This window comes from Halomonas zincidurans B6 (assembly GCF_000731955.1).
In the GTDB taxonomy this organism is placed as follows: domain Bacteria; phylum Pseudomonadota; class Gammaproteobacteria; order Pseudomonadales; family Halomonadaceae; genus Modicisalibacter; species Modicisalibacter zincidurans.
In genome coordinates, this window is the sequence record NZ_JNCK01000001.1 from 2,924,488 (window position 1) to 2,949,857 (window position 25,370).

The window sequence follows — 25,370 nt, forward strand, 5'->3', positions numbered from 1 at the left end:
ACCCTTTAGAATTCCAGGCCGCCTTCGCGTGCGGCATCGGCCAGCGCCTTGACGCGGCCGTGATACTTGAACCCGGCACGATCGAAGGCGACCTGAGTGATGCCCGCCTGCTTGGCGCGCTCGGCAATCAAGGCGCCCACCTTGGCGGCAGCATCGGCGTTGCCGGTTCCGCCCTCACGCAACGAGCTATCCAGCGTGGAGGCACTGGCCAGGACCTGGCCGCCGTCCGGCGAGATGATCTGCGCGTAGATGTGGCGCGGCGTACGATTGACGCTCAGGCGATACACGCCCAGCTCGCGAATCTTGGCGCGAGCGCGGCGGGCACGACGGAGACGAGATTCTTTCTTCGCGTTCATAACCCTGCCTTACTTCTTCTTGGCTTCTTTGCGGCGGACAACTTCGTCGCCGTACCGTATCCCCTTGCCCTTGTAGGGCTCGGGCGGACGGAAGGCGCGAATTTCCGCTGCCACCTGGCCGAGCTGCTGCTTGCTCGCGCTCTTCAGCACGATGACGGTGTTCTTGGGCGTTTCCGCCGTGACACCTTCGGGCAACGTGTATTCGACCGGGTGAGAGAAACCCAGTGTCAGGTTGAGCGTCTTGCCACTTGCCTGGGCACGGTAGCCGACGCCATTGATCTCGAGAGACTTGGTGAAGCCTTCGGTGACACCGGTGACCATGTTCTGGACCAGTGCACGTGTGGTGCCGACCATCGCCCAGCTCTTGGCGGACTCGCCCGGAGCGAAGGTCAGCTGACCCTGTTCCTGACCGATCACCACGTCGGGGTGAACGGTCATGCTCTGGGAGCCCTGACCGCCCTTGACGGTCAGCTGGGCGGCGTCGAGCTTGACCTCGACGCCGCTCGGCAGTTTAACCGGATACTTGGCTACGCGGGACATTCGTCACTCCTAGAATACGGTGCAGATGACTTCACCACCGACACCGGCGCTGCGCGCTGCGCGATCGGTCATCACCCCGTTGGAGGTGGAAACGATCGCGACACCCAGGCCATCCGCGACTTTCGGCAGCTCGCCCTTGCCCTTGTAGATGCGCAGGGACGGCTTGGAAACGCGCTGGATGTGCTCGATGACCGGCTTGCCCTCGAAGTACTTGAGGGTCACCGACAGCTGCGGCTTGGCGCCTTCGGCAACCGCGAAGTCGCCGATGTAGCCCTCGTCCTTCAATACACGGGCCACTTCGACCTTCAGCTTGGAGGACGGCATGGTGACCGTCTCCTTGGTAGCCATCTGCGCATTGCGGATACGGGTGAACATATCCGCCAGCGTATCTTGCATGCTCATTACGTTACGCTCCTGATTCTTCGTGGCGTTACCAGCTGGACTTCTTGAGTCCGGGAACGTCGCCACGCATGGCTGCTTCGCGCAGTTTGTTGCGACCCAAGCCAAACTTGTTGTAGTAGCCGTGCGGTCGTCCGGTGATGCGGCAGCGATTACGCTGACGGACCGGACTGGAATCGCGCGGCAACGACTGCAGCTTGAGCTGGGCGTCGAAGCGCTCTTCATCGGAAGCGTTGACGTCGTAGATTACAGCCTTGAGCTCGGCGCGCTTGGCGGCATATTTGGCCACCAGCTCCGCGCGCTTCTGCTCACGCTCAACCATGCTTTTCTTTGCCATGATCCCACCCTTATTTCTTGAACGGGAAGTTCAGCGCGCTGAGCAGCGCACGGCCTTCATCATCGCTGTTGGCAGTGGTGGTGATGGTTACATCGAGACCACGAATCCGGTCGATCTTATCATACTCGAGCTCCGGAAAGATGATCTGCTCACGCACGCCCATTGAGTAGTTGCCACGGCCGTCGAAGGACTTCGGGTTGAGACCCCGGAAGTCGCGCACGCGCGGGATAGCGATGTTCACCAGGCGATCGAGGAAGTCCCACATGCGCTCGCTGCGCAGGGTCACCTTGATCCCGATCGGCCAGCCTTCGCGGACTTTGAAACCCGCGATGGACTTGCGTGCCTTGGTGACCATCGGCTTCTGACCGGAGAGCTTCTCCAGGTCACCGATAGCGTTGTCGATCAGCTTCTTGTCGCTGGTCGCGTCACCGACACCCATGTTGAGGGTCACCTTGGTGATCCGGGGTACCTGCATGACGTTGGCGTAGCTGAACTGCTCGCGGAGTTGAGCCACCACCTCGTTCTGATAACGTTCTTTCAAGTTCGCCATTTTGCCATCCGACTCGCGTTAGGCGTCGATCTGCTTTTGCGTCGACTTGTAGATACGTACCTTGGTACCGTCTTCCGACATCTGGAAGCCGACGCGATCCGCTTTGCCGGTCTCCGCATTGAAGATGGCCACATTGGACGCGTGAATCGAAGCCTCGCGCTCGACGATACCCCCCTGGTTGCCCAGCATGGGGTTGGGCTTGGTGTGACGTTTGATCATGTTCACATCCGACACGACATAGCGGTCGTTATCGAGAACGCGCTTGATCTTGCCACGTTTGCCCTTGTCCTTGCCGGCAATGACGATTACTTCGTCGTCACGTTTGATCTTTTGCATATCCGCCTCGCTCCTTACAGCACTTCAGGCGCTAAGGAAATGATCTTCATGAACTTCTCGGTACGCAGTTCACGAGTGACCGGCCCGAAGATACGGGTACCGACCGGCTGTTCGTTGGTGTTGTTCAACAGAACCGCCGCATTTCCATCGAAGCGGATCAGCGAACCGTCGTTGCGACGGACGCCACTGCGGGTGCGGACCACGACCGCTTTCATGACCTGGCCTTTCTTGACCTTGCCACGCGGAATGGCCTCTTTCACCGTTACCTTGATGATGTCACCCACGCGGGCGTAGCGACGGTGCGAACCGCCCAACACCTTGATGCACTGCACCCGGCGCGCGCCGCTGTTGTCGGCGACATCCAGCATTGTCTGAGTCTGAATCATCGGTTTTCTCCAAACCTAATCTGACTGCACTGGTTCCGAAAGGCGCGAGCCGATCAGCCCTTGGCCTGCTCAACGACCTCAACCAGCGTCCAGGCCTTCTTCTTGGACAGCGGCCGGCATTCCTCGATGGATACCGTGTCGCCGGCCTTGGCCTGGTTCGCCTCGTCGTGGGCGTGCAGCTTGGTGGAGCGCTTCATGTACTTGCCGTAGATCGGATGGCGTTCACGACGCTCGATCATCACGACAATCGACTTGTCCATCTTGTCGCTCACCACCGTTCCGGTGAGCGTACGGGCTTTCTTTGCTTCGGCCATCTCAGTCACCTGCCTTCTCGTTGAGCACCGTCTTCACGCGGGCAATATCCCGGCGCACCTGCTTGAGCAGATGGGTCTGGCTCAACTGGCCGGTGGCCTTCTGCATACGCAGGTTGAACTGCTCGCGGAGGAGTTCGAAAAGCTGCTCCTGCAGCGCTTCGACCGATTTTTCACGAATTTCCTGGGCTTTCATCACATCACCGTCCGTTTCACAAAGGTGGTCGAGACCGGGAATTTCTGAGCCGCCAGCGAGAAGGCTTCACGCGCCAGCTCCTCCGGGACCCCTTCGATCTCGTAGAGCACCTTGCCGGGCTGGATCTGCGCGACCCAGTACTCGACGGAGCCCTTGCCCTTACCCATCCGGACTTCCAGCGGCTTTTTGGTCACTGGCTTGTCCGGAAAGACCCGGATCCAGATCTTGCCGCCACGCTTGACGTGGCGCGTGATCGCACGCCGACCGGCTTCGATCTGGCGAGCGGTGACGCGACCGCGACCCGTCGCCTTGAGGCCGTATTCGCCGAAACTCACCTTGCTTCCGCGGTGTGCCAGGCCACGATTGCGGCCCTTCATCACCTTGCGGAATTTCGTACGCTTGGGTTGCAACATCGATTACATCTCCCCTTACTTGGAACCTTTCTTCTTGGGCGCAGCCTGAGCCTGTTGCTTCTGCTTGGCACGCACCTCTTCGATGCCCCCGAGGATTTCACCCTTGAAGATCCACACCTTGACGCCGATGACGCCGTAGGTGGTGTGGGCTTCGTAGGTCGCGTAATCGATGTCCGCACGCAGGGTGTGCAGCGGCACACGGCCTTCGCGATACCATTCGGTACGCGCGATTTCCGCACCACCAAGACGCCCTGACAGCTGGATCTTGATGCCGCCGGCGCCCAGGCGCATGGCGTTCTGTACGGCGCGCTTCATGGCACGACGGAACATCACCCGGCGCTCGAGCTGGCCGCACACGTTCTGCGCGACGAGCTGGGCGTCGAGTTCCGGCTTGCGGACTTCCTCGATGTTGACGTGTACCGGCACGCCCATCATCGCGGTGACGTCGCGGCGCAGCCGGTCGACATCTTCGCCCTTCTTGCCGATCACGATGCCCGGACGGGCAGTGTGAATGGTGATACGAGCGTTGTTCGCGGGGCGCTCGATGGTGATGCGGCTCACGGAGGCGTTCTTCAAACGCTGTTCCAGGAAGCTGCGCACTTCGAGATCGCTGTTCAGCTTGTCGGCATAAGCACCGCGTTCGGCGTACCAGACCGAAGTATGGTCCTTGACGATACCCAGCCGAATACCTGTCGGATTTACTTTCTGACCCATCTGGTCGACTCCTACTTCTCGGCTACCTTGACGGTGATGTGGCATGTGCGCTTCAAGATGCGATCCGCACGGCCCTTGGCGCGCGGCTGGATGCGCTTGAGCGTCATGCCCTCATCGACACAGATGGTCGAGACACGCAGCTCGTCGATGTCCATGCCGTTGTTTTCTTCCGCGTTCGCAATGGCGGACTGAAGCGTCTTCTTGACCAGCTTGGCAGCCTTCTTCGGCGAGAAGGTCAGCAGGTCAATCGCTTCGGCGACCGGCTTACCGCGCACCTGGTCAGCCACCAAACGGGCCTTCTGGGCGGATAAACGAGCGCCACGCAGCTTAGCTGTGACTTCCATCTCTAATCCCTCTCTGGCTTACCGTTTGGCTTTCCTGTCCGCCGCATGGCCGCGATAGGTGCGGGTAGCAGCGAATTCGCCCAGCTTGTGGCCAACCATTTCCTCGGAGACGTGCACCGGGACGTGTTGGCGACCGTTATGGACTGCAATGGTGAGCCCGACCATGTTGGGCAGGATCATCGAACGACGCGACCAGGTCTTGATCGGTTTGCGGTCGTTCTTTTCCACTGCAGTCTCAACCTTCTTCAACAGATGAAGGTCAATAAATGGACCTTTCTTCAGTGAACGTGGCACAGCCGTTACCTCTTGATGTCTTGGCGTTGGATCTTATTTCCGGGCCTTGCGGCGACGGACGATCAGCTTGTCGGTGCGCTTGTTCTTGCGGGTCTTGTGGCCCTTGGTGGGAACGCCCCACGGGCTGACCGGATGACGGCCGCCACTGCTGCGGCCTTCACCGCCGCCGTGCGGGTGGTCCACCGGGTTCATCGCGACACCGCGAACGGTCGGGCGCACACCGCGCCAGCGCTTGGCACCGGCCTTGCCGAGTTGACGGAGGCTGTGCTCTGAGTTGCTCACCTCACCGAGTGTCGCGCGGCATTCCGCCAGCACCTTGCGCATCTCGCCGGAGCGCAGACGCAGGGTGGCGTAGTTGCTCTCGCGAGCGACCAGCTGGGCGCTGGCACCGGCACTGCGTGCCAACTGCGCGCCCTTGCCGGGCTTGAGCTCGATGCAATGAACGGTGGAACCCAGCGGGATGTTGCGCAGCGGCAGCGTGTTGCCACGCTTGATCGGCGCATTGACCCCGGATTCCAGCTGATCGCCCGCGCTCACGCCCTTGGGCGCGATCACGTAGCGACGCTCGCCGTCCAGATATTTCAGCAGCGCGATGTGAGCACTGCGATTGGGATCGTACTCGAGGCGCTCGACGATGGCGGGAACGCCATCCTTGTTGCGCTTGAAGTCGATCTGGCGATAATGCTGACGATGGCCGCCGCCCACGTGACGCGTGGTGATGCGGCCATGGTTGTTACGCCCGCCGGACTTCGACTGCTTCTCGAGCAGCGGCGCGTACGGCCGGCCCTTGTAGAGCTCGTCGTTGACGACCTTTACCAGGTGGCGACGACCGGCGGATGTGGGTTTGGTCTTAACTACTGCCATGATCCGTACTCCTGCCCTTATTCGGCGCCAGAGAAGTCTTCGAGGGTCTCGCCCGCTGCCAGCGTTACGTAGGCCTTGCGGTAGCCCTTGCGCAGGCCCGTGCCATTCTGGGTGCGCTTGGTCTTGCCCTTCACGTTGAGGACCTGCACGCGCTCGACCTGCTTGCCGAAGAGCGCCTGAACGGCCTTCTTGATCTCCGGCTTGGTCGCGTCACTGGCCACCTTGAACACGTACTGGTTGTTCTCGGCGGCGAAGGCGGCCTTCTCGGTCACGTGCGGTCCGAGCAGAACCTTGAATACACGTTCCTGGTTCATGCCAGCTTCTCCTCGAATTTGCGCAGAGCGGAGACGGTGACCAGCACCTTGTCGAAGGCGACCAGGCTCACCGGATCGGCAGCGGGGACGTCGACCACATCCACGTTGGGAATGTTGCGAGCGGCCAGATAGAGCTTCTCGTCGATGTCGTCGCTGACGATCAGCACTTTTTCGAGACCCAGCTCGCCCAGCTTGGCCACCAACTGCTTGGTCTTGGGCGTCTCGACGGCGAACTCCTCGACCACCACCAGGCGTTCCTGACGGATCAGCTCGGAGAGGATCGAACGCATCGCCGCGCGGTACATCTTGCGGTTGACCTTCTGGGTGTAGTCCTGGGGACGTGCCGCAAAGGTCACACCGCCGCTACGCCACAGCGGCGAGCGGATGGTACCGGCGCGTGCGCGACCGGTGCCTTTCTGGCGCCACGGCTTCTTGCCGCCGCCACGCACGTCGGAACGGGTCTTCTGAGCGCGGGTGCCCTGACGGCCCGCCGCCAGATAGGCGGTGACCACCTGGTGGACCAGCGCTTCGTTGAATTCTTTGCCAAAGGTTGCGTCGGCGACTTCGACAGTACCGGCGCTTGCACCTGCAAGATTCAGATTCATCGGTAGTTACCCCTCAGCGAGCTTTCACGGCTGTGCGAACGATCACGTCGCCGCCCGGCGCACCAGGAACGGCGCCCTTGATCAGCAGCAGGTTGCGTTCGGCATCGACACGGACGATTTCCAGGCTCTGGACGGTAGTCCGGGCGTTGCCCATCTGACCGGCCATCTTCTTGCCCTTGAAAACGCGCCCCGGGGTCTGGCACTGGCCGATGGAGCCGGGTGCCCGATGGGACAGGGAGTTGCCGTGGGTCATGTCCTGGGTGCGGAAGTTCCAGCGCTTGACGGCGCCCTGGAAGCCCTTGCCCTTGGAGGTGCCGGTCACGTCGACCTTCTGACCAGCTTCAAAGAGGGATACGGTGATTTCGCCGCCCACTTGCGGAGCTTGCTCGCCTTCGGCAAGACGGAACTCCATCAATGAACGACCGGCCTCGATGCCTGCCTTGGCGAACTGGCCTGCGGCCGCCTTGGTCAGATGCTTGGCCTTGCGGGAACCGGTTGTCACCTGCACCGCGTTGTAACCGTCGCTTTCGACGGTCTTGACACAGGTCACGCGGTTAGGCTCAACCTCGATAACGGTTACGGGCACGGATGCGCCATCTTCGGTGAAGACGCGGGTCATACCGCTCTTCTTACCGACCAAACCGATAGTCATGTTCAGTCTCCTATAGTGTACGGGGCTATCACCCGCTATGGCTGCCCTTTCCAGAGCATTCCACTAGCACGTTGTATGACGCCATCACGGCGTGGCGGCTGCTGCTGATACGGTGTGACCAGCGCTGGGCCGCAGTGACTAGTGTGGTATCAATCGAGCTTGATTTGGACGTCCACGCCGGCGGCGAGGTCGAGTTTCATCAGCGCATCGACGGTCTTCTCCGTCGGCTCGACGATGTCGAGCACGCGCTTGTGAGTGCGAATCTCGTACTGGTCGCGCGCGTCTTTGTTGACGTGCGGCGAGATCAGCACCGTGTAGCGCTCACGGTTGGTCGGCAGCGGAATCGGGCCGTGCACCTGAGCCCCGGTCCGCTTCGCGGTATCCACGATCTCCTGGGCGGACTGGTCGATCAGGCGATGGTCGAATGCCTTCAGCCGAATGCGAATCTTCTGGTTCTGCATTAGCCCTAAACTCCAATGGATGTCGACGGCGCGAGCCGTCTACCCACGCATTTAAAGGATGCGCATTATAGGCATGCAACTTCCCAGAGTCAAACGGGAAAGCCAACATGCGCAGAAAAGGGGGCTCCTTGCGGAGCCCCCTTCAATCATCAGCAGTCCGAGACTTACTTGACGATCTTGGCGACGACGCCGGCGCCCACGGTACGACCGCCTTCGCGAACCGCGAAGCGCAGGCCGTCTTCCATGGCGATCGGCGCGATCAGCGTGACGGTCATCTGCACGTTGTCGCCCGGCATGACCATCTCGACGCCTTCCGGCAGTTCACAGGTTCCGGTCACATCGGTGGTCCGGAAGTAGAACTGCGGACGATAGCCCTTGAAGAACGGGGTATGGCGACCGCCTTCTTCCTTGGACAGCACGTAGACTTCGGCTTCGAAGACGGTGTGCGGGTTGATGCTGCCCGGCTTGGCCAGGACCTGGCCACGCTCGACGTCGTCACGCTTGGTGCCACGCAGCAGGGCACCGATGTTCTCGCCGGCACGCCCTTCGTCGAGCAGCTTGCGGAACATCTCGACACCGGTAACGGTGGTCTTGACGGTGTCCTTGAGACCGACGATCTCGACTTCCTCGCCGCTCTTGACGATGCCGCGCTCGACGCGACCGGTCACCACGGTACCGCGACCGGAGATCGAGAACACGTCCTCGATCGGCATCAAAAACGGCTGGTCGATGGCACGCTCCGGCTCCGGGATGTACTCGTCGAGGGACTTGATCAGGTTGGCAACGGCGGTGGTGCCCATGCCGTTGTCGTCCTTGCCGTCGAGCGCCATCAGCGCGGAACCGATGATGATCGGCGTGTCGTCGCCCGGGAAGTCGTACTCGGAGAGCAGTTCGCGCACTTCCATCTCGACCAGCTCGAGCAGCTCTTCGTCGTCGACCATGTCGGCCTTGTTCAGGAACACGACGATGTACGGCACGCCGACCTGACGCGACAGCAGGATGTGCTCGCGGGTCTGCGGCATCGGGCCGTCAGCGGCGGAACAGACCAGGATCGCGCCGTCCATCTGCGCAGCACCGGTGATCATGTTCTTGACGTAGTCGGCGTGTCCCGGGCAGTCGACGTGGGCGTAGTGACGCGTCTCGGATTGATACTCGACGTGCGCGGTCGAGATGGTGATACCACGCTCACGCTCTTCGGGAGCGTTGTCGATGGTATCGAAGGCGCGCCAGTCGCCACCGAACACCTCGGCGGAAACACGAGTGAGAGCCGCAGTCAGCGTGGTCTTGCCGTGGTCGACGTGACCGATGGTGCCGACGTTGATATGCGGTTTGGAACGCTCAAATTTTTCCTTAGCCACTGCTATAACCTCTTTACGTTAGCTAACGGTTAACCGTTCTGGTTGATGACGGCTTCAACGACGCTGGACGGCGCCTCTTCGTAATTCGCAAACTCCATGGTGTAGCTTGCGCGGCCCTGGGTCTGAGAACGCAGATCGGTCGCGTAACCGAACATCTCAGCCAACGGAACCGTGGCGCGGATGACCTTGCCCATAGAGGAGTCATCCATGCCCTGTACAAGGCCACGACGGCGGTTCAGGTCGCCCATGACATCACCCATGAAATCCTCCGGGGTCACGACCTCGACCTTCATCACCGGCTCCAGCAGGACGGCCTTGGCCTTGCGAGCCCCTTCCTTGACCGCCATCGAAGAGGCGATCTTGAACGCGGTCTCGTTGGAGTCCACGTCATGGTAGGAGCCGTCGAACAGCGTAACCTTGACGTCGATCATCGGGTAACCCGCGATGACACCGTTCTGCAGCTGCTCATAGGCCCCTTTCTCGACGGCCGGCACGTATTCCTTGGGAACCACACCGCCGACGATCTCGGACGCGAACTTGAAGTGCATGTCCTCGTCCTCGCCCTTGTCTTCGGCCGTCAACGGCTCGATGCGCAGGTGCACGTGACCGTACTGACCGCGACCGCCCGACTGACGGACGAACTTGCCTTCCTGCTCGACACTGCGACGAATGGTCTCGCGATAGGCCACCTGCGGCTTGCCGATGTTGGCCTCGACCTTGAACTCGCGACGCATGCGGTCGACGAGGATGTCGAGATGCAACTCGCCCATGCCGGAGATGATCGTCTGGCCGGTCTCCTCGTCGGTCTGGACGCGGAACGACGGGTCTTCCTGAGCCAGCTTGCCCAGTGCGACGCCCATCTTCTCCTGATCGGCCTTGGACTTCGGCTCGACCGCCACCGAGATGACCGGATCCGGGAACTCCATGCGCTCCAGAACGATCTTCTCGTTGATGTCGCACAGGGTGTCACCAGTGGTGACGTCCTTGAGACCGATACAGGCCGCAATGTCACCCGCCAGAACTTCCTTGATTTCTTCACGGGAGTTGGCGTGCATCTGGACGATACGGCCCACGCGCTCTTTTTTCTGTTTAACAGAGTTGTAAACGCTGTCACCGGACTTTAGCACGCCGGAATAGACGCGAATGAAGGTCAGGGTGCCGACGAACGGATCGGTAGCGATCTTGAAGGCCAGGGCCGAGAACGGCGCACTGTCGTCCGCTTCGCGCGTGGCGATGGTGCCGTCCTTGTCGTCCAGCTCACCCTCGATGGCCTTGACCTCGGTGGGTGACGGCATGTACTCGATGACGCCATCGAGCACCGCCTGGACGCCCTTGTTCTTGAACGCGGAGCCACACGTGACCAGCACGATCTCGTTGTCCAGCGTGCGACGACGCAGGCCGGCCTTGATCTCGGCAATCGTCAGCTCACCACCTTCGAGGTACTTCTCGGTCAATTCCTCGGACGCCTCGGCGGCGGCCTCGACCATTTCCTCGCGGTACTTCTCGGCGGTTTCCTGCAGGTCAGCCGGAATGTCGACCAACTCGTAGTTCATGCCGTGGTTGGCTTCGTCCCACAGGATCGCCTTCATCTCGATCAGGTCGACGACGCCCTTGAACTCCTCTTCCGCGCCCCAGTTGATCTGGATCGGCACGGCATTGGCGCCCAGCCGGCTCTTCAACTGATCGATGACCATGAAGAAGTCGGCACCGGCACGGTCCATCTTGTTGACGAACACCATGCGCGGGACTTCGTACTTGTTGGCCTGACGCCACACGGTCTCGGTCTGCGGCTGAACGCCGGAGCTGCCGCACAGCACGACGACTGCACCATCGAGCACGCGCAGGGAGCGCTCGACTTCGATAGTGAAGTCGACGTGCCCCGGGGTGTCGATGATGTTGATGCGATGCTCATCGAACTGCTTGCTCATGCCCTGCCAGAAGCAGGTGGTCGCCGCGGAGGTGATGGTGATGCCACGCTCCTGCTCCTGCTCCATCCAGTCCATGGTGGCAGCGCCCTCATGGACCTCGCCGACCTTGTGGGACAGACCGGTATAGAACAGGACACGCTCGGTAGTGGTGGTCTTCCCGGCGTCGACGTGGGCAACGATACCGATATTGCGGTAACGCTTGAGTGGTGTCTTACGTGCCACGATGGGACTCCCCGTTGGTTAGAAGCGACGCTTTAGAAGCGGTAGTGAGAGAAGGCCTTGTTGGCTTCTGCCATGCGATGCACGTCTTCACGCTTCTTCACGGCAGCGCCCTTGCCTTCGGCGGCGTCCAGCATTTCGCCGGCCAGACGCAGCACCATGGTCTTCTCACCACGGTTGCGGGCGGCGTCGACCAGCCAGCGCATGGCCAGCGCCTGACGCCGCGAGGGACGCACTTCCACGGGCACTTGATAAGTCGCACCACCAACCCGGCGTGACTTGACCTCGACCATCGGCTGGATCGCCTCCAGGGCCTTGTCGAAGATTTCCAGCGGCGCATCTTTCCCGCGCTCGGCAACCCGGTCCAGCGCACCGTATACGATACGCTCAGCTACAGATTTCTTGCCGCCGTACATCAAGTGGTTCATGAACTTAGCCAGGCGCTCGCTTCCGAATTTAGGATCCGGAAGAATCTCGCGCTTAGCGGCAACTCTTCTTCTAGGCATGATAAGCCCTCAATTGAAGGGTCCTTCAGGTAAACCCGAGACTCGCGCGCCGAGACCTACAACCGCGGGCGCCGCTCGACCTTACTCTTATCTGACCGTTGTTACGCTCGAAATAGTTACGCTGATATTGCGACGTCCGGACGGTTAGGTCTTGGGACGCTTGGTGCCGTACTTGGAACGGCCCTGCTTACGATTCTGCACGCCCGAGGTATCGAGTGCGCCACGCACGGTGTGATAGCGCACACCCGGCAAGTCCTTGACACGGCCGCCACGGATCAGGACCACGGAGTGCTCCTGAAGATTGTGGCCTTCACCGCCGATATAGGAGGTGACTTCGTAGCCGTTGGTCAGACGAACGCGGCACACCTTGCGCAGTGCTGAGTTCGGCTTCTTCGGCGTGGTGGTGTACACGCGGGTGCAGACCCCGCGGCGCTGCGGGCAGGCCTCAAGCGCCGGCACGTCGCTCTTGGCGGCCTGGCGCTTGCGCGGCTTGCGCACGAGCTGGTTGATCGTTGCCATGTCTGTAGCTGTCTCCAATGGTTGCCTTGCCTTAATAGCAAGCGCGGGCGTACCCACCCCACTATTAAAGGCTGGGCATTCTAAAGTCTTGCCACGAGCGGCGTCAAGGCCGGCGCCCAAGGTGCCGGCCCCTCCCGCGCACTGCCTTACAGGTCGTCGTCGTCGGCATCGAGCGCGGTCAGCTGGGCACCCAGCTCCTGCTCGACGTCGTAGGCCGACGGCTGATACGGATTGGCCGCCTCCTCGCGCCGGCGACGGCGCTCGGCGTGATGCGTCAAGCCGGTGCCCGCCGGGATCAGACGACCCACCACGACGTTCTCCTTGAGCCCGCGCAGGTAGTCGCGCTTGCCGGTCACCGCCGCCTCGGTCAGCACCCGCGTGGTCTCCTGGAAGGAAGCCGCGGAGATGAACGACTCGGTGGCCAGCGAGGCCTTGGTGATGCCCAGCAGCACGCGTTCGTACTTGGCCGGGAACTTGTCCTCGCCGGCCAGGCGGGCGTTCTCCTCGAGCACCCGGACCAGCTCGACCTGATCGCCGGGAATGAAGTCGGCGTCGCCGGCGTCGGTAATCTCCACCTTGCGCAACATCTGACGCACGATCACTTCGATGTGCTTGTCGTTGATGCCCACGCCCTGGAGGCGATAGACCTCCTGGATCTCGGCGGTGATGTACTTGGCCAGCTCGGCGACACCCAGCAGCCGCAGGATGTCGTGCGGGTTGCTCGGCCCGTCGGAGATCACCTCGCCCTTCTCGACGGTCTCGCCCTCGAACACCGCGATCTGGCGCCATTTCGGAATCAGCATCTCGAACGGATCGCCGGATTCCGGAGTGATCGTCAGACGACGCTTGCCCTTGGTCTCCTTGCCGAAGCTGATCACACCGGTGATTTCGGCGAGGATCGACGGCTCCTTCGGCTTGCGCGCCTCGAACAGGTCGGCGACCCGCGGCAGCCCCCCGGTGATGTCTTTGTTGCCGGATGCCTCCACCGGGATGCGCGCAATCACCTCACCGACGCCGATCGTGGCGCCGTTTTCCGCCGAGACAATCGCCCGGCCGGGCAGCAGGTACTGCACCGGGGTGTTCGAGCCCGGCAGCGTGACGTGCTCGCCGGCCTCGTCGAGCAGCATCAGCAGCGGCCGCTTGTCGCGACCCGCCGCCGGCCGCGACGCCGCCTCGATCACCTCGATCGACGACAGACCGGTCATCTCGTCCACGCTGCGGTGGATGGTGATGCCCTCGTCCATGTCGATGTACTGCGCCTTGCCCTCGACCTCGGCGACCACCGGGTGGGTATGCGGGTCCCACTTGGCGACCGTCTGACCGCCGTCGACCGCATCGCCATCCTTGACCGACAGCTCGGCGCCGTAGGGCAGCTTGTAGTACTCGCGCTCGCGACCGTGGTCGTCGGCGACGGCCAGGGCGCTGGAACGGGACACCACCACCAGCTTGCCGTCGGCGCGCTCGACGTGCTTGATGTTGTGCAGCCGCACCCGGCCGCCGTGCTTGACCTGCACGCTGTCCACCGCCGAGGCGCGCGACGCGGCGCCGCCGATGTGGAAGGTACGCATGGTCAGCTGGGTACCCGGCTCACCGATCGACTGGGCGGCGATGACGCCCACCGACTCGCCCTGGTTGACCTGATGGCCGCGCGCCAGATCGCGTCCGTAGCACGCCGAGCAGACGCCATGCGGGGTCTCGCAGCTGATTGCGCTGCGCACCACGATCTCGTCGACACCCATGGTGTCGAGATCCTCGCACCAGGCCTCGTCGAGCAACGTGCCCTTGGGAATCAGCACCTCGTCGCTGGACGGATCGACGACGTCGCGGGCCACCACGCGACCCAGCACGCGTTGGGCCAGCGAGACGATGATGTCGCCGCCCTCGATGACCGGATGCAGCGTCAGACCTTCCTCGGTGCCGCAGTCGGTGTCGGTGACCACCAGGTCCTGGGCGACATCGACCAGACGCCGCGTCAGGTAGCCGGAGTTGGCGGTCTTGAGTGCCGTATCCGCCAGGCCCTTGCGCGCGCCGTGAGTCGAGATGAAGTACTGCAGAACGTTCAGGCCTTCACGGAAGTTGGCGACGATCGGGGTCTCGATGATCGAGCCGTCCGGCTTGGCCATCAGCCCGCGCATGCCCGCCAACTGGCGAATCTGCGCGGCGCTACCCCGCGCCCCGGAATCGGCCATGATGAACACGCTGTTGAACGAGTCCTGCTCGACCTGGTTGCCTTCGCGGTCGGTGACGGTTTCCTTGGAAATCCCCGTCATCATCGCCTTGGCGACCTTGTCGTTGGCCTTCGACCAGATGTCGATGACCTTGTTGTACTTCTCGCCGGCGGTGACCAGGCCCGAGGAGAACTGATCCTCGATCTCCTTGACCTCGTCCTCGGCGGCGTCGACGATCTCGGCCTTCGCACCGGGGATGACGAAGTCGTTGACGCCGATCGACGCCCCGGACCAGGTCGCCAGCCGAAAGCCGGTGTACATCAGCTGGTCGGCGAAGATCACCGTTTCCTTGAGGCCGGCGCTGCGATAGACCTCGTTGATCAATCTAGAGATCGACTTCTTCTTCATCGGCTGGTCGACCAGCGAGAACGGCGCGCCCTTGGGCAGGATGCGGAACAGCAGCGCACGGCCGACGGTGGTGTCGTACAGCGAGGTCTTCTCGATGAGCTCGCCGTCTTCCACCTCGGGCAGATACTCGGTCAGACGAACCTTGACCCGGGCATGCAGCGACACGCTCTGGGTGCCGAAGGCGCGCTCGACTTCCTTGAGATTGGCGAACACCATCCCCTCGCCCTTGGCGTTGATCTTCTCGCGGGTCATGTAGTACAGACCCAGCACCACGTCCTGCGACGGCACGATGATCGGCTCGCCGTTGGCCGGCGACAGCACGTTGTTGGTCGACATCATCAGCGCGCGCGCTTCGAGCTGGGCTTCCAGCGTCAGCGGCACGTGCACGGCCATCTGGTCGCCGTCGAAGTCGGCGTTGTAGGCGGCGCAGACCAGCGGGTGCAGCTGGATCGCCTTGCCTTCGATCAGCAGCGGTTCGAACGCCTGGATGCCCAGGCGGTGCAGGGTCGGCGCGCGGTTGAGCAGCACCGGATGCTCGCGGATGACGTCGGCGAGGATATCCCACACCTCGGGCAGCTCGCGCTCGACCATCTTCTTGGCGGCCTTGATGGTGGACGCCTGGCCGCTGGATTGCAGCTTGGAATAGATGAACGGCTTGAACAGCTCGAGCGCCATCTTCTTGGGCAGACCGCACTGATGCAGGCGCAGGGTCGGGCCGACGGTGATCACCGAACGCCCGGAATAGTCGACGCGCTTGCCCAGCAGGTTCTGACGAAAGCGCCCCTGCTTGCCCTTGATCATGTCGGCCAGCGACTTGAGCGGACGCTTGTTGGAGCCGGTGATCGCCCGGCCGCGACGGCCGTTGTCGAGCAGCGCATCCACCGATTCCTGCAGCATACGCTTCTCGTTGCGCACAATGATGTCCGGCGCATTGAGATCGAGCAGGCGCTTCAAGCGGTTGTTGCGGTTGATCACTCGGCGGTACAGGTCGTTGAGATCCGAGGTCGCGAAGCGTCCGCCGTCCAGCGGCACCAGCGGACGCAGGTCCGGCGGCAGCACCGGCAGCACTTCCATGACCATCCACGCCGGGGCGTTGCCGGACTTGTGGAAGGCCTCCAGCAGCTTGAGGCGCTTGGAGAGCTTCTTGATCTTGGTTTCGGAGTTGGTCTGCGGAATCTCCTCGCGCAGACGCTCGATCTCCTCGCCGAGATCGATGTCCTTGAGCAGCGCCTGGACCGCTTCGGCGCCCATCCGCGCGTCGAAGTCGTCGCCGAACTCCTCGAGCGCCTCGAAGTACTGCTCGTCGTTGAGCAGCTGACCGCGCTCGAGGGTGGTCATGCCCGGATCGATGACCACGAACGATTCGAAGTACAGCACCCGCTCGATGTCGCGCAGGGTCATGTCGAGGAACATGCCGATGCGCGACGGCAGCGACTTCAAGAACCAGATGTGCGCGACCGGGCTGGCCAGCTCGATGTGTGCCATGCGCTCGCGGCGCACCACCGCCTTGGTCACCTCGACGCCGCACTTCTCGCAGATGATGCCGCGATGCTTCATGCGCTTGTACTTGCCGCACAAGCATTCGTAATCCTTCACCGGGCCGAAGATCTTGGCACAGAACAGGCCGTCACGCTCGGGCTTGAACGTACGGTAGTTGATGGTCTCCGGCTTCTTGACTTCGCCATACGACCAGGAGCGAATCATGTCCGGCGACGCCAGCGATATCTTGATCGCGTCGAACTCGTCGGACTGTGACTGCGATTTGAGGACTTTCACCAAATCTTTCATGGGGTCGCTCCGTTGCGGAGTTGTCATGAGCGGGACCCGAATCCAGCGGGGTCCCGCGGACCGTCATTGTTCAGCGTCGGGCGTTCAGCCTTCCAGCTCGATATCGATACCCAGCGAGCGGATTTCCTTCACCAGCACGTTGAAGGACTCCGGCATGCCCGCCTGCATGGCGTGGTCGCCGTCGACGATGTTCTTGTACATCTTGGTGCGCCCTTCGACATCGTCGGACTTGACCGTGAGCATCTCCTGCAGGGTGTAGGCGGCGCCGTACGCCTCGAGCGCCCACACCTCCATCTCGCCGAAACGCTGACCGCCGAACTGCGCCTTGCCGCCCAGCGGCTGCTGGGTGACCAGCGAGTAGGAACCGGTGGAACGCGCATGCATCTTGTCATCCACCAGGTGGTTGAGCTTGAGCATGTACATGTAGCCCACGGTCACCGGACGGTCGAACTGCTCGCCGGTACGCCCGTCGTAGAGCGTCATCTGGCCCGAGTCGGGCAGATCGGCGAGCTTGAGCAGGCCCTTGATCTCCTGCTCCTGGGCGCCGTCGAACACCGGCGAGGCCATCGGCACGCCGCCGCGCAGGTTCCTGGCCAGGGCGATCACCTCGTCGTCGGACAGCGACTCGATGTCCTCGTGACGGGTGCCCTGGGTGTTGTAGACCTTGCCCAGGAACTCGCGGATCTCGCCGACCTGCTGTTCGCGGGCGTCGCGCAGCATGGCGTCGATCTTCACCCCGAGCCCGCGCGCGGCCATGCCCAGGTGGGTCTCGAGGATCTGCCCGACATTCATCCGCGACGGCACGCCCAACGGGTTGAGCACCACGTCGACCGGTTCGCCCTGGTCGTCGAACGGCATGTCCTCGATCGGCATGATCGCCGAGATGACGCCCTTGTTACCGTGACGGCCGGCCATCTTGTCGCCCGGCTGGATGCGCCGCTTGACCGCCAGGTAGACCTTGACGATCTTCAGCACGCCCGGCGCCAGGTCGTCACCTTGGGTCAGCTTGCGCTTCTTGTCCTCGAAACGCTCGTCCATCTCCTTGCGGCGATTCTCCAGCTGTTCGTCGGCCTGGGCGAGCAGTTCATTCAGGCTTTCATCCTGCAGGCGCAGCTTGAACCACTGCTGACGCGGCAACTCGTCGAGGTACTCCTCGGACAGCTCGTCGCCCTTCTTGAGCTTGGGCCCGCCGTTGACGGCCTGGCCGGACAGCGCGCGCTTCAAGCGCTCGAAGGTCGCCTCCTCGGCGATGCGGTAGGTCTCCTGCAGGTCCTTGCGCACCTCGTCGAGCTGCATCTGCTCGATCGCCAGCGCCCGCGAGTCCTTTTCGACGCCGTCGCGGGTGAATACCTGAACGTCGATGACCGTACCCTTCATGCCGGTCGGCGCACGCAGCGAAGTGTCTTTCACGTCGGAGGCCTTCTCGCCGAAGATCGCCCGCAGCAGCTTCTCTTCCGGGGTCAGCTGGGTCTCGCCCTTGGGCGTGACCTTGCCGACCAGGATATCGCCGGCGCCGACTTCGGCACCGATGTAGACGATCCCCGCCTCGTCGAGCTTGGACAGCGCCGACTCGCCGACGTTGGGAATGTCCGAGGTGATCTCCTCGGCGCCCAGCTTGGTGTCGCGCGAAACGCTGGTCAGTTCCTGGATGTGGATGCTGGTGAAGCGATCCTCCTGCACCACCCGCTCGGAGACCAGGATCGAATCCTCGAAGTTGTAGCCGTTCCAGGGCATGAAGGCCATGCGCATGTTCTGGCCCAGCGCCAGGTCGCCCATGTCGACGGACGGGCCGTCGGCGAGGATGTCGCCACGCGCCACCGCATCGCCCGGGCGCACGATCGGGCGCTGGTTCATGCAGGTGTTCTGGTTGGAACGGATGTACTTGGTCAGGTTGTAGATGTCGACGCCGGCTTCGCCGCCGATGATCTCGTCCTCGTTGATCCGCACCACGATTCGCTGGGCGTCGACCGAGTCGATCACCCCGCCGCGCCGGGCCACGGCACACACGCCGGAATCGCGGGCGACGAAGCGCTCCATGCCGGTACCCACCAGCGGCTTGTCGGCGCGCAGCGTGGGCACCGCCTGACGCTGCATGTTAGAGCCCATCAGGGCGCGGTTGGCGTCATCGTGCTCGAGGAACGGAATCAACGCCGCGGCGACCGACACCACCTGGCGCGGCGAGACGTCCATCAGGGTCACCTTGTCGGGCGCCATGAAGGTGGTTTCGCCGCGGTGGCGGACCTGCACCAGATCGTCGACCAGCTTGTTGCCCTCGTCGACAGTGGCCGAGGCCTGGGCAATGATGAAGTCACCCTCCTCGATCGCCGACAGGTGAACCATCTCGTCGGTGACCTGACGATCGACGACCCTGCGGTACGGCGTCTCGAGGAAACCGTAGCTGTTGGCGCGACTGTAGGTGGCCAGCGAGTTGATCAGGCCGATGTTCGGCCCTTCCGGGGTCTCGATCGGGCACAGCCGGCCGTAGTGCGTGGCGTGAACGTCGCGCACCTCGAAGCCGGCCCGCTCGCGGGTCAGACCGCCCGGCCCGAGCGCCGAGACACGCCGCTTGTGGGTGACCTCGGACAGCGGGTTGTTCTGGTCCATGAACTGCGACAGCTGGCTCGAGCCGAAGAACTCCTTGACCGCCGCCGCCACCGGCTTGGCGTTGATCAAATCCTGCGGCATCAGGCCTTCGCTCTCGGCCATCGACAGGCGTTCCTTGACCGCACGCTCGACGCGCACCAGGCCGACACGGAACTGGTTCTCGGCCATCTCGCCGACGCAGCGGATGCGCCGGTTGCCGAGGTGGTCGATGTCGTCGACGTCGCCGAAGCCGTTACGGATGCTGATCAGCTCCTTGAGCACCGCAACGATGTCGTCGTTGTCGAGCACGCCCGGGCCGGTGTCGGATTCACGACGCAGACGCCGGTTGAACTTCATGCGACCGACGCCGGACAGGTCGTAGCGGTCCTCGGTGAAGAACAGATTGTGGAACAGCGTCTCGGCGGCTTCCTTGGTGGGCGGCTCGCCGGGGCGCATCATGCGGTAGATCTCGACCAGTGCCTCGAGCGCGGAACGCGTGGTATCCAGCTTGAGCGTGTCGGAGATGAACGAACCGCAGTCCAGGTCGTTGGTGTAGAGCGTCTCGAGCTGGGTGATGCCCGCCTGGGCCAGCTTGTCGAGTAGCTCGACGGTCAATTCGCTGTTGCACTCGCAGATCAGCTCGCCGGTGTTGGGATCGACCTGATCCTTGGCCAGCGTCTTGCCGTACAGGTACTCCATCGGCACCTCGAGGCGCTCGAGGCCCGACTTTTCCAGCTGACGGATGTGCTTCTGGGTGATGCGCCGGCCTTCCTCGACGATCAGGCTGCCATCGGCGTCCTTGATGTCGAAGGTCGCGGTCTCGCCGCGCAGGCGCGACGGCACCAGCTCCACCGAGAAGCCGGACTTCTCGATGTGGAAGGTGCTGGTGTCGAAGAAGATGTCGAGGATCTCTTCGGCGCTCATGCCCAGCGCGCGCAGCAGCACGGTCGCCGGCAGTTTGCGGCGACGGTCGATACGCACGAAGACGTTGTCCTTGGGGTCGAACTCGAAGTCCAGCCAGGAGCCGCGGTAAGGAATGACCCGTGCGGAGTACAAAAGCTTGCCGGACGAATGGCTCTTGCCCTTGTCGTGATCGAAGAACACGCCCGGCGAGCGGTGAAGCTGGGAGACGATGACCCGCTCGGTGCCGTTGACCACGAAGGTGCCGTTCTCCGTCATCAGGGGGATTTCCCCCATGTAGACTTCCTGCTCCTTGATGTCCTTGATCGCCTTGTTCGACGATTCCTTGTCGTAGATGATCAGTCGAACCTTGACCCGCAGCGGTGCCGAGTAGGTTACGCCGCGCAGCTGGCACTCCTTGACGTCGAACGCCGGAGTGCCGAAACGATAGCTGACATATTCGAGCCCGGCGCTACCTGAAAAGCTCTCGATCGGGAACACGGACTTGAAGGCGGCATGCAAGCCGACTTCGAGGCGCTCCTGGGGCGCCCGGTCCTGCTGGAGGAAGTCGTAATAGGAATCAAGCTGGATGGCCAGCAGGTAAGGCACATCCATCACTTGGGGCAGTTTGCCGAAATCCTTGCGGATGCGTTTTTTCTCAGTGTATGAGTAAGCCATCTGTATTCCCCAGCTTGTTCACCATGGGTGACCGATGCGTGGTCGGCGCCGCCTGCCGGGGCTACCCCGTCAGGCGCTGACGGCAAGCCCCCCGCAAGAGGCTCGCCGTCGGAATTCGCTTAGCGACTTATCGGCCGTTTTAGCTACACGATAGGACGCTAGTAACAACAGAAAAAGGCCGGCAGCGGGTGTCCCGCCACCAGCCAGGGAAGCTTACGCAGCGCGTGAAGCCTCGGAGCGCAAGGGTTACTTGAGCTCCACAGACGCGCCCGCTTCTTCCAGCTTCTTCTTGGCTTCTTCGGCGTCGTCCTTGGACATCGCTTCCTTGATGGTCGCCGGAGCGCCGTCGACGGCCCCCTTGGCTTCCTTCAGGCCAAGACCGGTGATCTCGCGAACCACCTTGATGACGTTGACTTTCTTGTCGCCGGCAGCGGTCAGGACCAGGTCGAACTCGGTCTGCTCTTCTTCAACAACCGCTTCACCGCCACCCGGGCCAGCCACGACGGCGGCCGCGGCGGATACGCCGAACTTCTCTTCCATCGCTTCGATCAGCTCGGCGACTTCCATCACGGACATGTCGGCGACGGCGTTGATGATGTCTTCTTTGGTCAGTGCCATGTTTGCTTTCCTAAACTTTGCGGAGCGCCCCGTAGCGGGTTCGGCGCTCGATAACGGGAACTACGATTCGGGCTGCGGCAAGCAGGCGCCTTAAGCGGCTTGTTCCTGCTTCTGATCGCGCAGCGCAGCGAGGGTGCGCACGAGCTTGCCGGCAGAAGCTTCCTTCATGACGGACATCAGCTTGGCGATTGCCTCATCGCGTGTCGGCAGCGTTGCCAGACGGTCGAGATCGACGGCCGGGATGAACTCACCCTCGTAGGCCAGCGCCTTGACTTCGAAGTCCGACTGATTCTTGGCGAACTCCTTGAACAGACGAGCGGCAGCGCCCGGATGTTCATAGGAGAAGGCCAGCATGGTCGGACCGACGAACGTCTCGTTCAGGCACTCCCAGGGAGTGCCCGACAGCGCACGGCGTGCCAGCGTGTTGCGGACAACACGGATCTGCACGCCGTTCTCGCGAGCCTGCTTGCGCAATACGGTCATTGCGCCCACATCGACGCCGCGAGAGTCGGCGACTACAACGGAGAGAGCGTCCTTCGCTGCCTCACTGACCTCAGCAACTATCGCTTTCTTGCCTTCGAGACCTAGTGGCACAGTGTTCACTCCTTCATGCCGAGGCGCTTGCGAACAAGACTGCCCCGGTGGTTACCTTCTCCGCCCGCCCACTGGTGGGGGCACCATCTGCGCAGGCGACCGTTAAGCCATTAAGTCACCCGGGGATGACGCCTGCGGTCTTTGACGGCGCCCCGCCAGCGCTGCGCAACAGCGCACGGGGACCGCAAAGTTACTGCCTGGTACGACACGTCAGATATACGCAGAGTGATCGACGGTCAGACCCGGGCCCATGGTCGTGGACAGGGTCATTTTCTTGAAGTAGATGCCCTTCGAGGTGCTCGGCTTGAGGCGCTTGAGGTCGTTGACCAGCGCGTCGAGGTTGCCACGAATGGCATCGGCCGAGAAATCCACCTTGCCCAGCGTGGAATGAATGATGCCGTTCTTGTCGGTACGGAAGCGCACCTGACCGGCCTTGGCATTCTTGACCGCGGTCGCCACGTCGGGCGTCACGGTACCCACCTTGGGGTTGGGCATCAGGCCGCGCGGACCGAGGATCTGGCCCAGCTGGCCGACCACGCGCATCGCGTCGGGAGAGGCGATGACCACATCGAAGTCCAGATTGCCCTTCTTGACCTGCTCGGCAAGATCGTCCATGCCGACGATATCGGCACCGGCTTCCTTGGCCGCTTCCTCGTTGGCACCCTGGGTAAAGACGGCAACGCGCACGTCCTTGCCGGTACCGTTGGGCATGACGGTGGCGCCACGCACGACCTGGTCGGATTTACGCGGATCGACGCCCAGATTGATGGCGACGTCGAGCGACTCCTTGAAGTTGACCTTGGACAGCTCGGAGAGCAATGCCACGGCCTCGTCTACCGAATAGACCTTGGAGGCGTCGACTTTCTCGCGGAACAGCTGCGCGCGCTTGGACAGTTTAGCCATGATCAGAGACCCTCCACGTTGAGGCCCATGCTGCGGGCGCTGCCGGCGATGGTGCGCACGGCGGCGTCGAGATCGCCGGCCGTCATGTCCGGCTCCTTGGTCTTGGCGATCTCTTCGAGCTGCTCGCGGGTCACGGTGCCGACCTTGTTCTTGTTCGGCTCACCCGAACCGGACTTGATGCCGGCCGCTTTCTTGAGCAGCACGGCAGCAGGCGGCGTCTTGGTGACGAACGTGAAGCTGCGATCGGAGTAGACGGTAATCACCACCGGCGTCGGCAGACCCGGCTCGATGTCCTGGGTTTCTGCGTTGAAGGCCTTGCAGAACTCCATGATATTGACACCGTGCTGACCCAGCGCGGGGCCCACGGGGGGACTCGGATTGGCCTTGCCCGCTGCGACCTGCAGCTTGATGTAGGCCTGGACTTTCTTAGCCATGATGAACTCCAGTTGGGTAGTAGCGCCTCGCGGCTCCCCGGATTGGCGGACCGCCTCGACGGCCCGACGAAAAATTGGTGGCGAAGGACGTCAGTCCTTCTCGACCTGGGCGAACTCGAGCTCCACCGGTGTCGAGCGACCGAAGATCAGCACGCTGACATGCAGGCGGCTCTTCTCGTAGTTGACCTCTTCGACCACCCCATTGAAGTCGGCGAACGGGCCGTCGACGACGCGCACCGCCTCGCCCGGCTCGAACAGCGTCTTGGGTCGCGGCTTGTCGGTGCCATCCTGCACGCGGCGCAGGATGCCGTCGGCTTCCTTCTGGGTGATCGGCGCCGGTTTCTCCGGCGTGCCGCCAATGAACCCCATCACCCGCGGGGTTTCATTGACCAGGTGCCAGGTCTGGTCGTTCATTTCCATCTCGACCAGCACGTAGCCGGGATAGAACTTGCGCTCGCTCTTGCGCCGCTTGCCGTCACGCATCTCGACGACTTCTTCGGTCGGCACCAGGATCTCGCCGAACTGATCCTCCATGCCATAAAGCTTCACGCGCTCGATGAGCGAGCGCATGACATGCTTCTCGAAACCGGAGTAGGCGTGTACGACGTACCAACGCTTGGACATGGAATCTCCTAACCGATGATGCCGGACATGGCCCAGCCCAACAGGGTGTCAATCAGCCACAGCATCAACCCCACCAGCAGCACGGCGACCAGCACGATGATGGTCGTCTGCACGGTCTCCTGGCGCGTGGGCCAGACGACGCGCTGGATCTCCTTGCGCGAACTGCGAGCCAGCTCGATAAGATCCCGCCCCTTGGCGGTGGTCAGCGCCACGCCAGCGGCGGCGAGCCCCAGGGCCACCACGCCCAGAACGCGGTAGAGCATGGCCTGATCGGCAAAGTAACTGTTGCCAACCACGGCCAGCGCGGCGAGGATGACGGCTACCGTCCACTTGAGAGCATCGTGGCGCGACTTCTGCACCTCGGCGTTTTGCTTCATGACGATGGAACTCCTCAAGGCGCAGCACGCGAAAAAGACGGAAGTATATGGAATGACGCCAGCCTGGGGAAGACTGGCAGGCCAGGAGGGAATCGAACCCCCAACCTGCGGTTTTGGAGACCGCTGCTCTGCCAATTGAGCTACTGGCCTGCATTCTGAAAACGCAAATGCCTATTGCAGGCAGTGACGCTACAGCGGGCAGAATGATACCTAACACATCTTGCCTTGACAACCCTTTCCACCCCTCTGAGCAGAAAGACAAAAAGCGAGCTCGCGCTCGCCTTTTGCAATGTGGAGCTCATGGACGGATTTGAACCGTCGACCTCACCCTTACCAAGGGTGTGCTCTACCCCTGAGCTACATGAGCTGAACCGCCTTTACAACCAACTTCTACACCAGCACATAACTGGAGCGGGCAGCGGGGATCGAACCCGCATCATCAGCTTGGAAGGCTGAGGTTCTACCATTGAACTATGCCCGCCTACCCACTCTGCACTACCGGCACGACACGAGCGCGTCGACATGAATCTGGTGGAGGGGGAAGGATTCGAACCTTCGAAGCTTTCGCGGCAGATTTACAGTCTGCTCCCTTTGGCCACTCGGGAACCCCTCCAACGTGGCGGCTAATTCTACCGCCTGAGGCAACACTGTCAAGCCCTTGCTGTACAAAACTCAGCTTTTACAGCGACTTGA

At 62.3% G+C, this 25,370-nt stretch carries 30 protein-coding genes and 4 tRNA genes; all 34 read right to left on the bottom strand.

All coding sequences use genetic code 11. The features are described 5' to 3' along the window. Positions 1-5 precede the first annotated feature (5 nt). The 34 genes from rplR to HALZIN_RS0113845 all read right to left on the bottom strand — a co-directional run bounded on the left by rplR (position 6) and on the right by HALZIN_RS0113845 (position 25,290). The gene (gene rplR, locus HALZIN_RS0113680; RefSeq protein WP_031384764.1) at positions 6-356 is read right to left on the bottom strand and encodes a 50S ribosomal protein L18; all 351 of its coding nucleotides are present in this window, start codon (positions 354-356) and stop codon (positions 6-8) included. A gap of 9 nt (positions 357-365) precedes the next feature. Then, positions 366-896 (bottom strand): 50S ribosomal protein L6, encoded by a 531-nt coding sequence (gene rplF, locus HALZIN_RS0113685; protein WP_031384765.1) that lies wholly within the window; start codon positions 894-896, stop codon positions 366-368. Positions 897-905: 9 nt separating this feature from the next. After that, positions 906-1,298 (bottom strand): 30S ribosomal protein S8, encoded by a 393-nt coding sequence (gene rpsH, locus HALZIN_RS0113690; protein WP_031384766.1) that lies wholly within the window; start codon positions 1,296-1,298, stop codon positions 906-908. 28 nt (positions 1,299-1,326) lie between these two features. Further along, positions 1,327-1,632, bottom strand: a complete 306-nt coding sequence (gene rpsN, locus HALZIN_RS0113695; protein ID WP_031384767.1) for a 30S ribosomal protein S14 — start codon at positions 1,630-1,632, stop codon at positions 1,327-1,329. Between the two features lie 10 nt (positions 1,633-1,642). Beyond that, entirely contained in the window at positions 1,643-2,182 is a 540-nt protein-coding gene (gene rplE / locus HALZIN_RS0113700) for a 50S ribosomal protein L5 (protein ID WP_031384768.1), read from the bottom strand. A gap of 18 nt (positions 2,183-2,200) precedes the next feature. Continuing rightward, positions 2,201-2,518, bottom strand: coding sequence for a 50S ribosomal protein L24 (gene rplX / locus HALZIN_RS0113705; RefSeq protein ID WP_031384769.1), 318 nt, complete (start codon positions 2,516-2,518; stop codon positions 2,201-2,203). Between the two features lie 14 nt (positions 2,519-2,532). Continuing rightward, positions 2,533-2,904 (bottom strand): 50S ribosomal protein L14, encoded by a 372-nt coding sequence (gene rplN, locus HALZIN_RS0113710; protein WP_031384770.1) that lies wholly within the window; start codon positions 2,902-2,904, stop codon positions 2,533-2,535. Between the two features lie 53 nt (positions 2,905-2,957). After that, positions 2,958-3,218: a 30S ribosomal protein S17 gene (gene rpsQ / locus HALZIN_RS0113715; RefSeq protein ID WP_031384771.1), complete on the bottom strand. Its 261-nt coding sequence runs from the start codon at positions 3,216-3,218 to the stop codon at positions 2,958-2,960. Position 3,219: 1 nt separating this feature from the next. Beyond that, entirely contained in the window at positions 3,220-3,411 is a 192-nt protein-coding gene (gene rpmC / locus HALZIN_RS0113720; protein WP_019020535.1) for a 50S ribosomal protein L29, read from the bottom strand. Beyond that, on the bottom strand, positions 3,411-3,824 hold the full coding sequence (rplP, locus tag HALZIN_RS0113725) for a 50S ribosomal protein L16 (protein WP_031384772.1): 414 nt from the start codon (positions 3,822-3,824) through the stop codon (positions 3,411-3,413). Before rplP ends, rpmC begins: the two co-directional genes overlap by 1 nt. A 15-nt stretch (positions 3,825-3,839) precedes the next feature. Then, positions 3,840-4,538, bottom strand: a complete 699-nt coding sequence (rpsC, locus tag HALZIN_RS0113730) for a 30S ribosomal protein S3 (RefSeq protein ID WP_031384773.1) — start codon at positions 4,536-4,538, stop codon at positions 3,840-3,842. A gap of 11 nt (positions 4,539-4,549) precedes the next feature. Next, complete coding sequence (gene rplV / locus HALZIN_RS0113735; protein ID WP_031384774.1) at positions 4,550-4,882, bottom strand: 50S ribosomal protein L22; 333 nt, start codon at positions 4,880-4,882, stop codon at positions 4,550-4,552. Between the two features lie 18 nt (positions 4,883-4,900). Beyond that, the gene (rpsS, locus tag HALZIN_RS0113740; protein ID WP_031384775.1) at positions 4,901-5,176 is read right to left on the bottom strand and encodes a 30S ribosomal protein S19; all 276 of its coding nucleotides are present in this window, start codon (positions 5,174-5,176) and stop codon (positions 4,901-4,903) included. Between the two features lie 33 nt (positions 5,177-5,209). Beyond that, complete coding sequence (rplB, locus tag HALZIN_RS0113745) at positions 5,210-6,040, bottom strand: 50S ribosomal protein L2 (protein WP_031384776.1); 831 nt, start codon at positions 6,038-6,040, stop codon at positions 5,210-5,212. A gap of 17 nt (positions 6,041-6,057) precedes the next feature. Beyond that, complete coding sequence (gene rplW, locus HALZIN_RS0113750) at positions 6,058-6,354, bottom strand: 50S ribosomal protein L23 (protein ID WP_031384777.1); 297 nt, start codon at positions 6,352-6,354, stop codon at positions 6,058-6,060. Then, a complete protein-coding gene (rplD, locus tag HALZIN_RS0113755; RefSeq protein WP_031384778.1) occupies positions 6,351-6,959 on the bottom strand; it encodes a 50S ribosomal protein L4 in 609 nt (202 codons plus the stop codon). The genes rplW and rplD overlap by 4 nt, the downstream gene beginning before the upstream one ends. 13 nt (positions 6,960-6,972) lie before the next feature. Further along, the gene (rplC, locus tag HALZIN_RS0113760) at positions 6,973-7,611 is read right to left on the bottom strand and encodes a 50S ribosomal protein L3 (RefSeq protein WP_031384779.1); all 639 of its coding nucleotides are present in this window, start codon (positions 7,609-7,611) and stop codon (positions 6,973-6,975) included. 149 nt (positions 7,612-7,760) lie between these two features. Next, a complete protein-coding gene (gene rpsJ, locus HALZIN_RS0113765; RefSeq protein ID WP_031384780.1) occupies positions 7,761-8,072 on the bottom strand; it encodes a 30S ribosomal protein S10 in 312 nt (103 codons plus the stop codon). A gap of 164 nt (positions 8,073-8,236) precedes the next feature. Next, positions 8,237-9,430, bottom strand: coding sequence for an elongation factor Tu (gene tuf / locus HALZIN_RS0113770; RefSeq protein ID WP_031384781.1), 1,194 nt, complete (start codon positions 9,428-9,430; stop codon positions 8,237-8,239). 29 nt (positions 9,431-9,459) lie between these two features. Next, the gene (fusA, locus tag HALZIN_RS0113775) at positions 9,460-11,580 is read right to left on the bottom strand and encodes an elongation factor G (protein WP_031384782.1); all 2,121 of its coding nucleotides are present in this window, start codon (positions 11,578-11,580) and stop codon (positions 9,460-9,462) included. A gap of 32 nt (positions 11,581-11,612) precedes the next feature. After that, the gene (rpsG, locus tag HALZIN_RS0113780; protein WP_031384783.1) at positions 11,613-12,083 is read right to left on the bottom strand and encodes a 30S ribosomal protein S7; all 471 of its coding nucleotides are present in this window, start codon (positions 12,081-12,083) and stop codon (positions 11,613-11,615) included. A 144-nt stretch (positions 12,084-12,227) separates the two neighbouring features. Then, positions 12,228-12,602: a 30S ribosomal protein S12 gene (gene rpsL, locus HALZIN_RS0113785; protein ID WP_031384784.1), complete on the bottom strand. Its 375-nt coding sequence runs from the start codon at positions 12,600-12,602 to the stop codon at positions 12,228-12,230. Positions 12,603-12,748: 146 nt separating this feature from the next. Then, a complete protein-coding gene (gene rpoC / locus HALZIN_RS0113790; RefSeq protein WP_031384785.1) occupies positions 12,749-16,966 on the bottom strand; it encodes a DNA-directed RNA polymerase subunit beta' in 4,218 nt (1,405 codons plus the stop codon). Between the two features lie 84 nt (positions 16,967-17,050). Continuing rightward, a complete protein-coding gene (gene rpoB, locus HALZIN_RS0113795; protein WP_031384786.1) occupies positions 17,051-21,127 on the bottom strand; it encodes a DNA-directed RNA polymerase subunit beta in 4,077 nt (1,358 codons plus the stop codon). 246 nt (positions 21,128-21,373) lie between these two features. Beyond that, a complete protein-coding gene (rplL, locus tag HALZIN_RS0113800) occupies positions 21,374-21,745 on the bottom strand; it encodes a 50S ribosomal protein L7/L12 (protein WP_031384787.1) in 372 nt (123 codons plus the stop codon). A gap of 90 nt (positions 21,746-21,835) precedes the next feature. Next, entirely contained in the window at positions 21,836-22,339 is a 504-nt protein-coding gene (gene rplJ / locus HALZIN_RS0113805) for a 50S ribosomal protein L10 (RefSeq protein WP_031384788.1), read from the bottom strand. Positions 22,340-22,549: 210 nt separating this feature from the next. Then, positions 22,550-23,242 (bottom strand): 50S ribosomal protein L1, encoded by a 693-nt coding sequence (gene rplA, locus HALZIN_RS0113810; RefSeq protein ID WP_031384789.1) that lies wholly within the window; start codon positions 23,240-23,242, stop codon positions 22,550-22,552. A 2-nt stretch (positions 23,243-23,244) separates the two neighbouring features. After that, a complete protein-coding gene (rplK, locus tag HALZIN_RS0113815; RefSeq protein ID WP_031384790.1) occupies positions 23,245-23,676 on the bottom strand; it encodes a 50S ribosomal protein L11 in 432 nt (143 codons plus the stop codon). A gap of 90 nt (positions 23,677-23,766) precedes the next feature. Further along, positions 23,767-24,300: a transcription termination/antitermination protein NusG gene (gene nusG, locus HALZIN_RS0113820; protein ID WP_031384791.1), complete on the bottom strand. Its 534-nt coding sequence runs from the start codon at positions 24,298-24,300 to the stop codon at positions 23,767-23,769. A gap of 8 nt (positions 24,301-24,308) precedes the next feature. Beyond that, entirely contained in the window at positions 24,309-24,677 is a 369-nt protein-coding gene (gene secE / locus HALZIN_RS0113825; protein ID WP_031384792.1) for a preprotein translocase subunit SecE, read from the bottom strand. A 74-nt stretch (positions 24,678-24,751) separates the two neighbouring features. Then, a tRNA-Trp gene (locus tag HALZIN_RS0113830) sits at positions 24,752-24,827 on the bottom strand. 142 nt (positions 24,828-24,969) lie between these two features. Beyond that, positions 24,970-25,044 (bottom strand) — tRNA-Thr (locus HALZIN_RS0113835). A 40-nt stretch (positions 25,045-25,084) separates the two neighbouring features. Further along, positions 25,085-25,158 (bottom strand) — tRNA-Gly (locus HALZIN_RS0113840). Between the two features lie 48 nt (positions 25,159-25,206). Further along, a tRNA-Tyr gene (locus HALZIN_RS0113845) sits at positions 25,207-25,290 on the bottom strand. Between the last annotated feature and the right edge of the window lie 80 nt (positions 25,291-25,370).

Coding starts and splice junctions, on each gene's coding strand:
- rplR (WP_031384764.1), bottom strand. CDS start 356: ATGAACGCGAAGAAAGAATCTCGTCTCCGTCGTGCCCGCCGCGCTCGC.
- rplF (WP_031384765.1), bottom strand. CDS start 896: ATGTCCCGCGTAGCCAAGTATCCGGTTAAACTGCCGAGCGGCGTCGAG.
- rpsH (WP_031384766.1), bottom strand. CDS start 1,298: ATGAGCATGCAAGATACGCTGGCGGATATGTTCACCCGTATCCGCAAT.
- rpsN (WP_031384767.1), bottom strand. CDS start 1,632: ATGGCAAAGAAAAGCATGGTTGAGCGTGAGCAGAAGCGCGCGGAGCTG.
- rplE (WP_031384768.1), bottom strand. CDS start 2,182: ATGGCGAACTTGAAAGAACGTTATCAGAACGAGGTGGTGGCTCAACTC.
- rplX (WP_031384769.1), bottom strand. CDS start 2,518: ATGCAAAAGATCAAACGTGACGACGAAGTAATCGTCATTGCCGGCAAG.
- rplN (WP_031384770.1), bottom strand. CDS start 2,904: ATGATTCAGACTCAGACAATGCTGGATGTCGCCGACAACAGCGGCGCG.
- rpsQ (WP_031384771.1), bottom strand. CDS start 3,218: ATGGCCGAAGCAAAGAAAGCCCGTACGCTCACCGGAACGGTGGTGAGC.
- rpmC (WP_019020535.1), bottom strand. CDS start 3,411: ATGAAAGCCCAGGAAATTCGTGAAAAATCGGTCGAAGCGCTGCAGGAG.
- rplP (WP_031384772.1), bottom strand. CDS start 3,824: ATGTTGCAACCCAAGCGTACGAAATTCCGCAAGGTGATGAAGGGCCGC.
- rpsC (WP_031384773.1), bottom strand. CDS start 4,538: ATGGGTCAGAAAGTAAATCCGACAGGTATTCGGCTGGGTATCGTCAAG.
- rplV (WP_031384774.1), bottom strand. CDS start 4,882: ATGGAAGTCACAGCTAAGCTGCGTGGCGCTCGTTTATCCGCCCAGAAG.
- rplB (WP_031384776.1), bottom strand. CDS start 6,040: ATGGCAGTAGTTAAGACCAAACCCACATCCGCCGGTCGTCGCCACCTG.
- rplW (WP_031384777.1), bottom strand. CDS start 6,354: ATGAACCAGGAACGTGTATTCAAGGTTCTGCTCGGACCGCACGTGACC.
- rplD (WP_031384778.1), bottom strand. CDS start 6,959: ATGAATCTGAATCTTGCAGGTGCAAGCGCCGGTACTGTCGAAGTCGCC.
- rplC (WP_031384779.1), bottom strand. CDS start 7,611: ATGACTATCGGTTTGGTCGGTAAGAAGAGCGGTATGACCCGCGTCTTC.
- rpsJ (WP_031384780.1), bottom strand. CDS start 8,072: ATGCAGAACCAGAAGATTCGCATTCGGCTGAAGGCATTCGACCATCGC.
- rpsG (WP_031384783.1), bottom strand. CDS start 12,083: ATGCCTAGAAGAAGAGTTGCCGCTAAGCGCGAGATTCTTCCGGATCCT.
- rpsL (WP_031384784.1), bottom strand. CDS start 12,602: ATGGCAACGATCAACCAGCTCGTGCGCAAGCCGCGCAAGCGCCAGGCC.
- rpoC (WP_031384785.1), bottom strand. CDS start 16,966: ATGAAAGATTTGGTGAAAGTCCTCAAATCGCAGTCACAGTCCGACGAG.
- rpoB (WP_031384786.1), bottom strand. CDS start 21,127: ATGGCTTACTCATACACTGAGAAAAAACGCATCCGCAAGGATTTCGGC.
- rplL (WP_031384787.1), bottom strand. CDS start 21,745: ATGGCACTGACCAAAGAAGACATCATCAACGCCGTCGCCGACATGTCC.
- rplA (WP_031384789.1), bottom strand. CDS start 23,242: ATGGCTAAACTGTCCAAGCGCGCGCAGCTGTTCCGCGAGAAAGTCGAC.
- rplK (WP_031384790.1), bottom strand. CDS start 23,676: ATGGCTAAGAAAGTCCAGGCCTACATCAAGCTGCAGGTCGCAGCGGGC.
- nusG (WP_031384791.1), bottom strand. CDS start 24,300: ATGTCCAAGCGTTGGTACGTCGTACACGCCTACTCCGGTTTCGAGAAG.
- secE (WP_031384792.1), bottom strand. CDS start 24,677: ATGAAGCAAAACGCCGAGGTGCAGAAGTCGCGCCACGATGCTCTCAAG.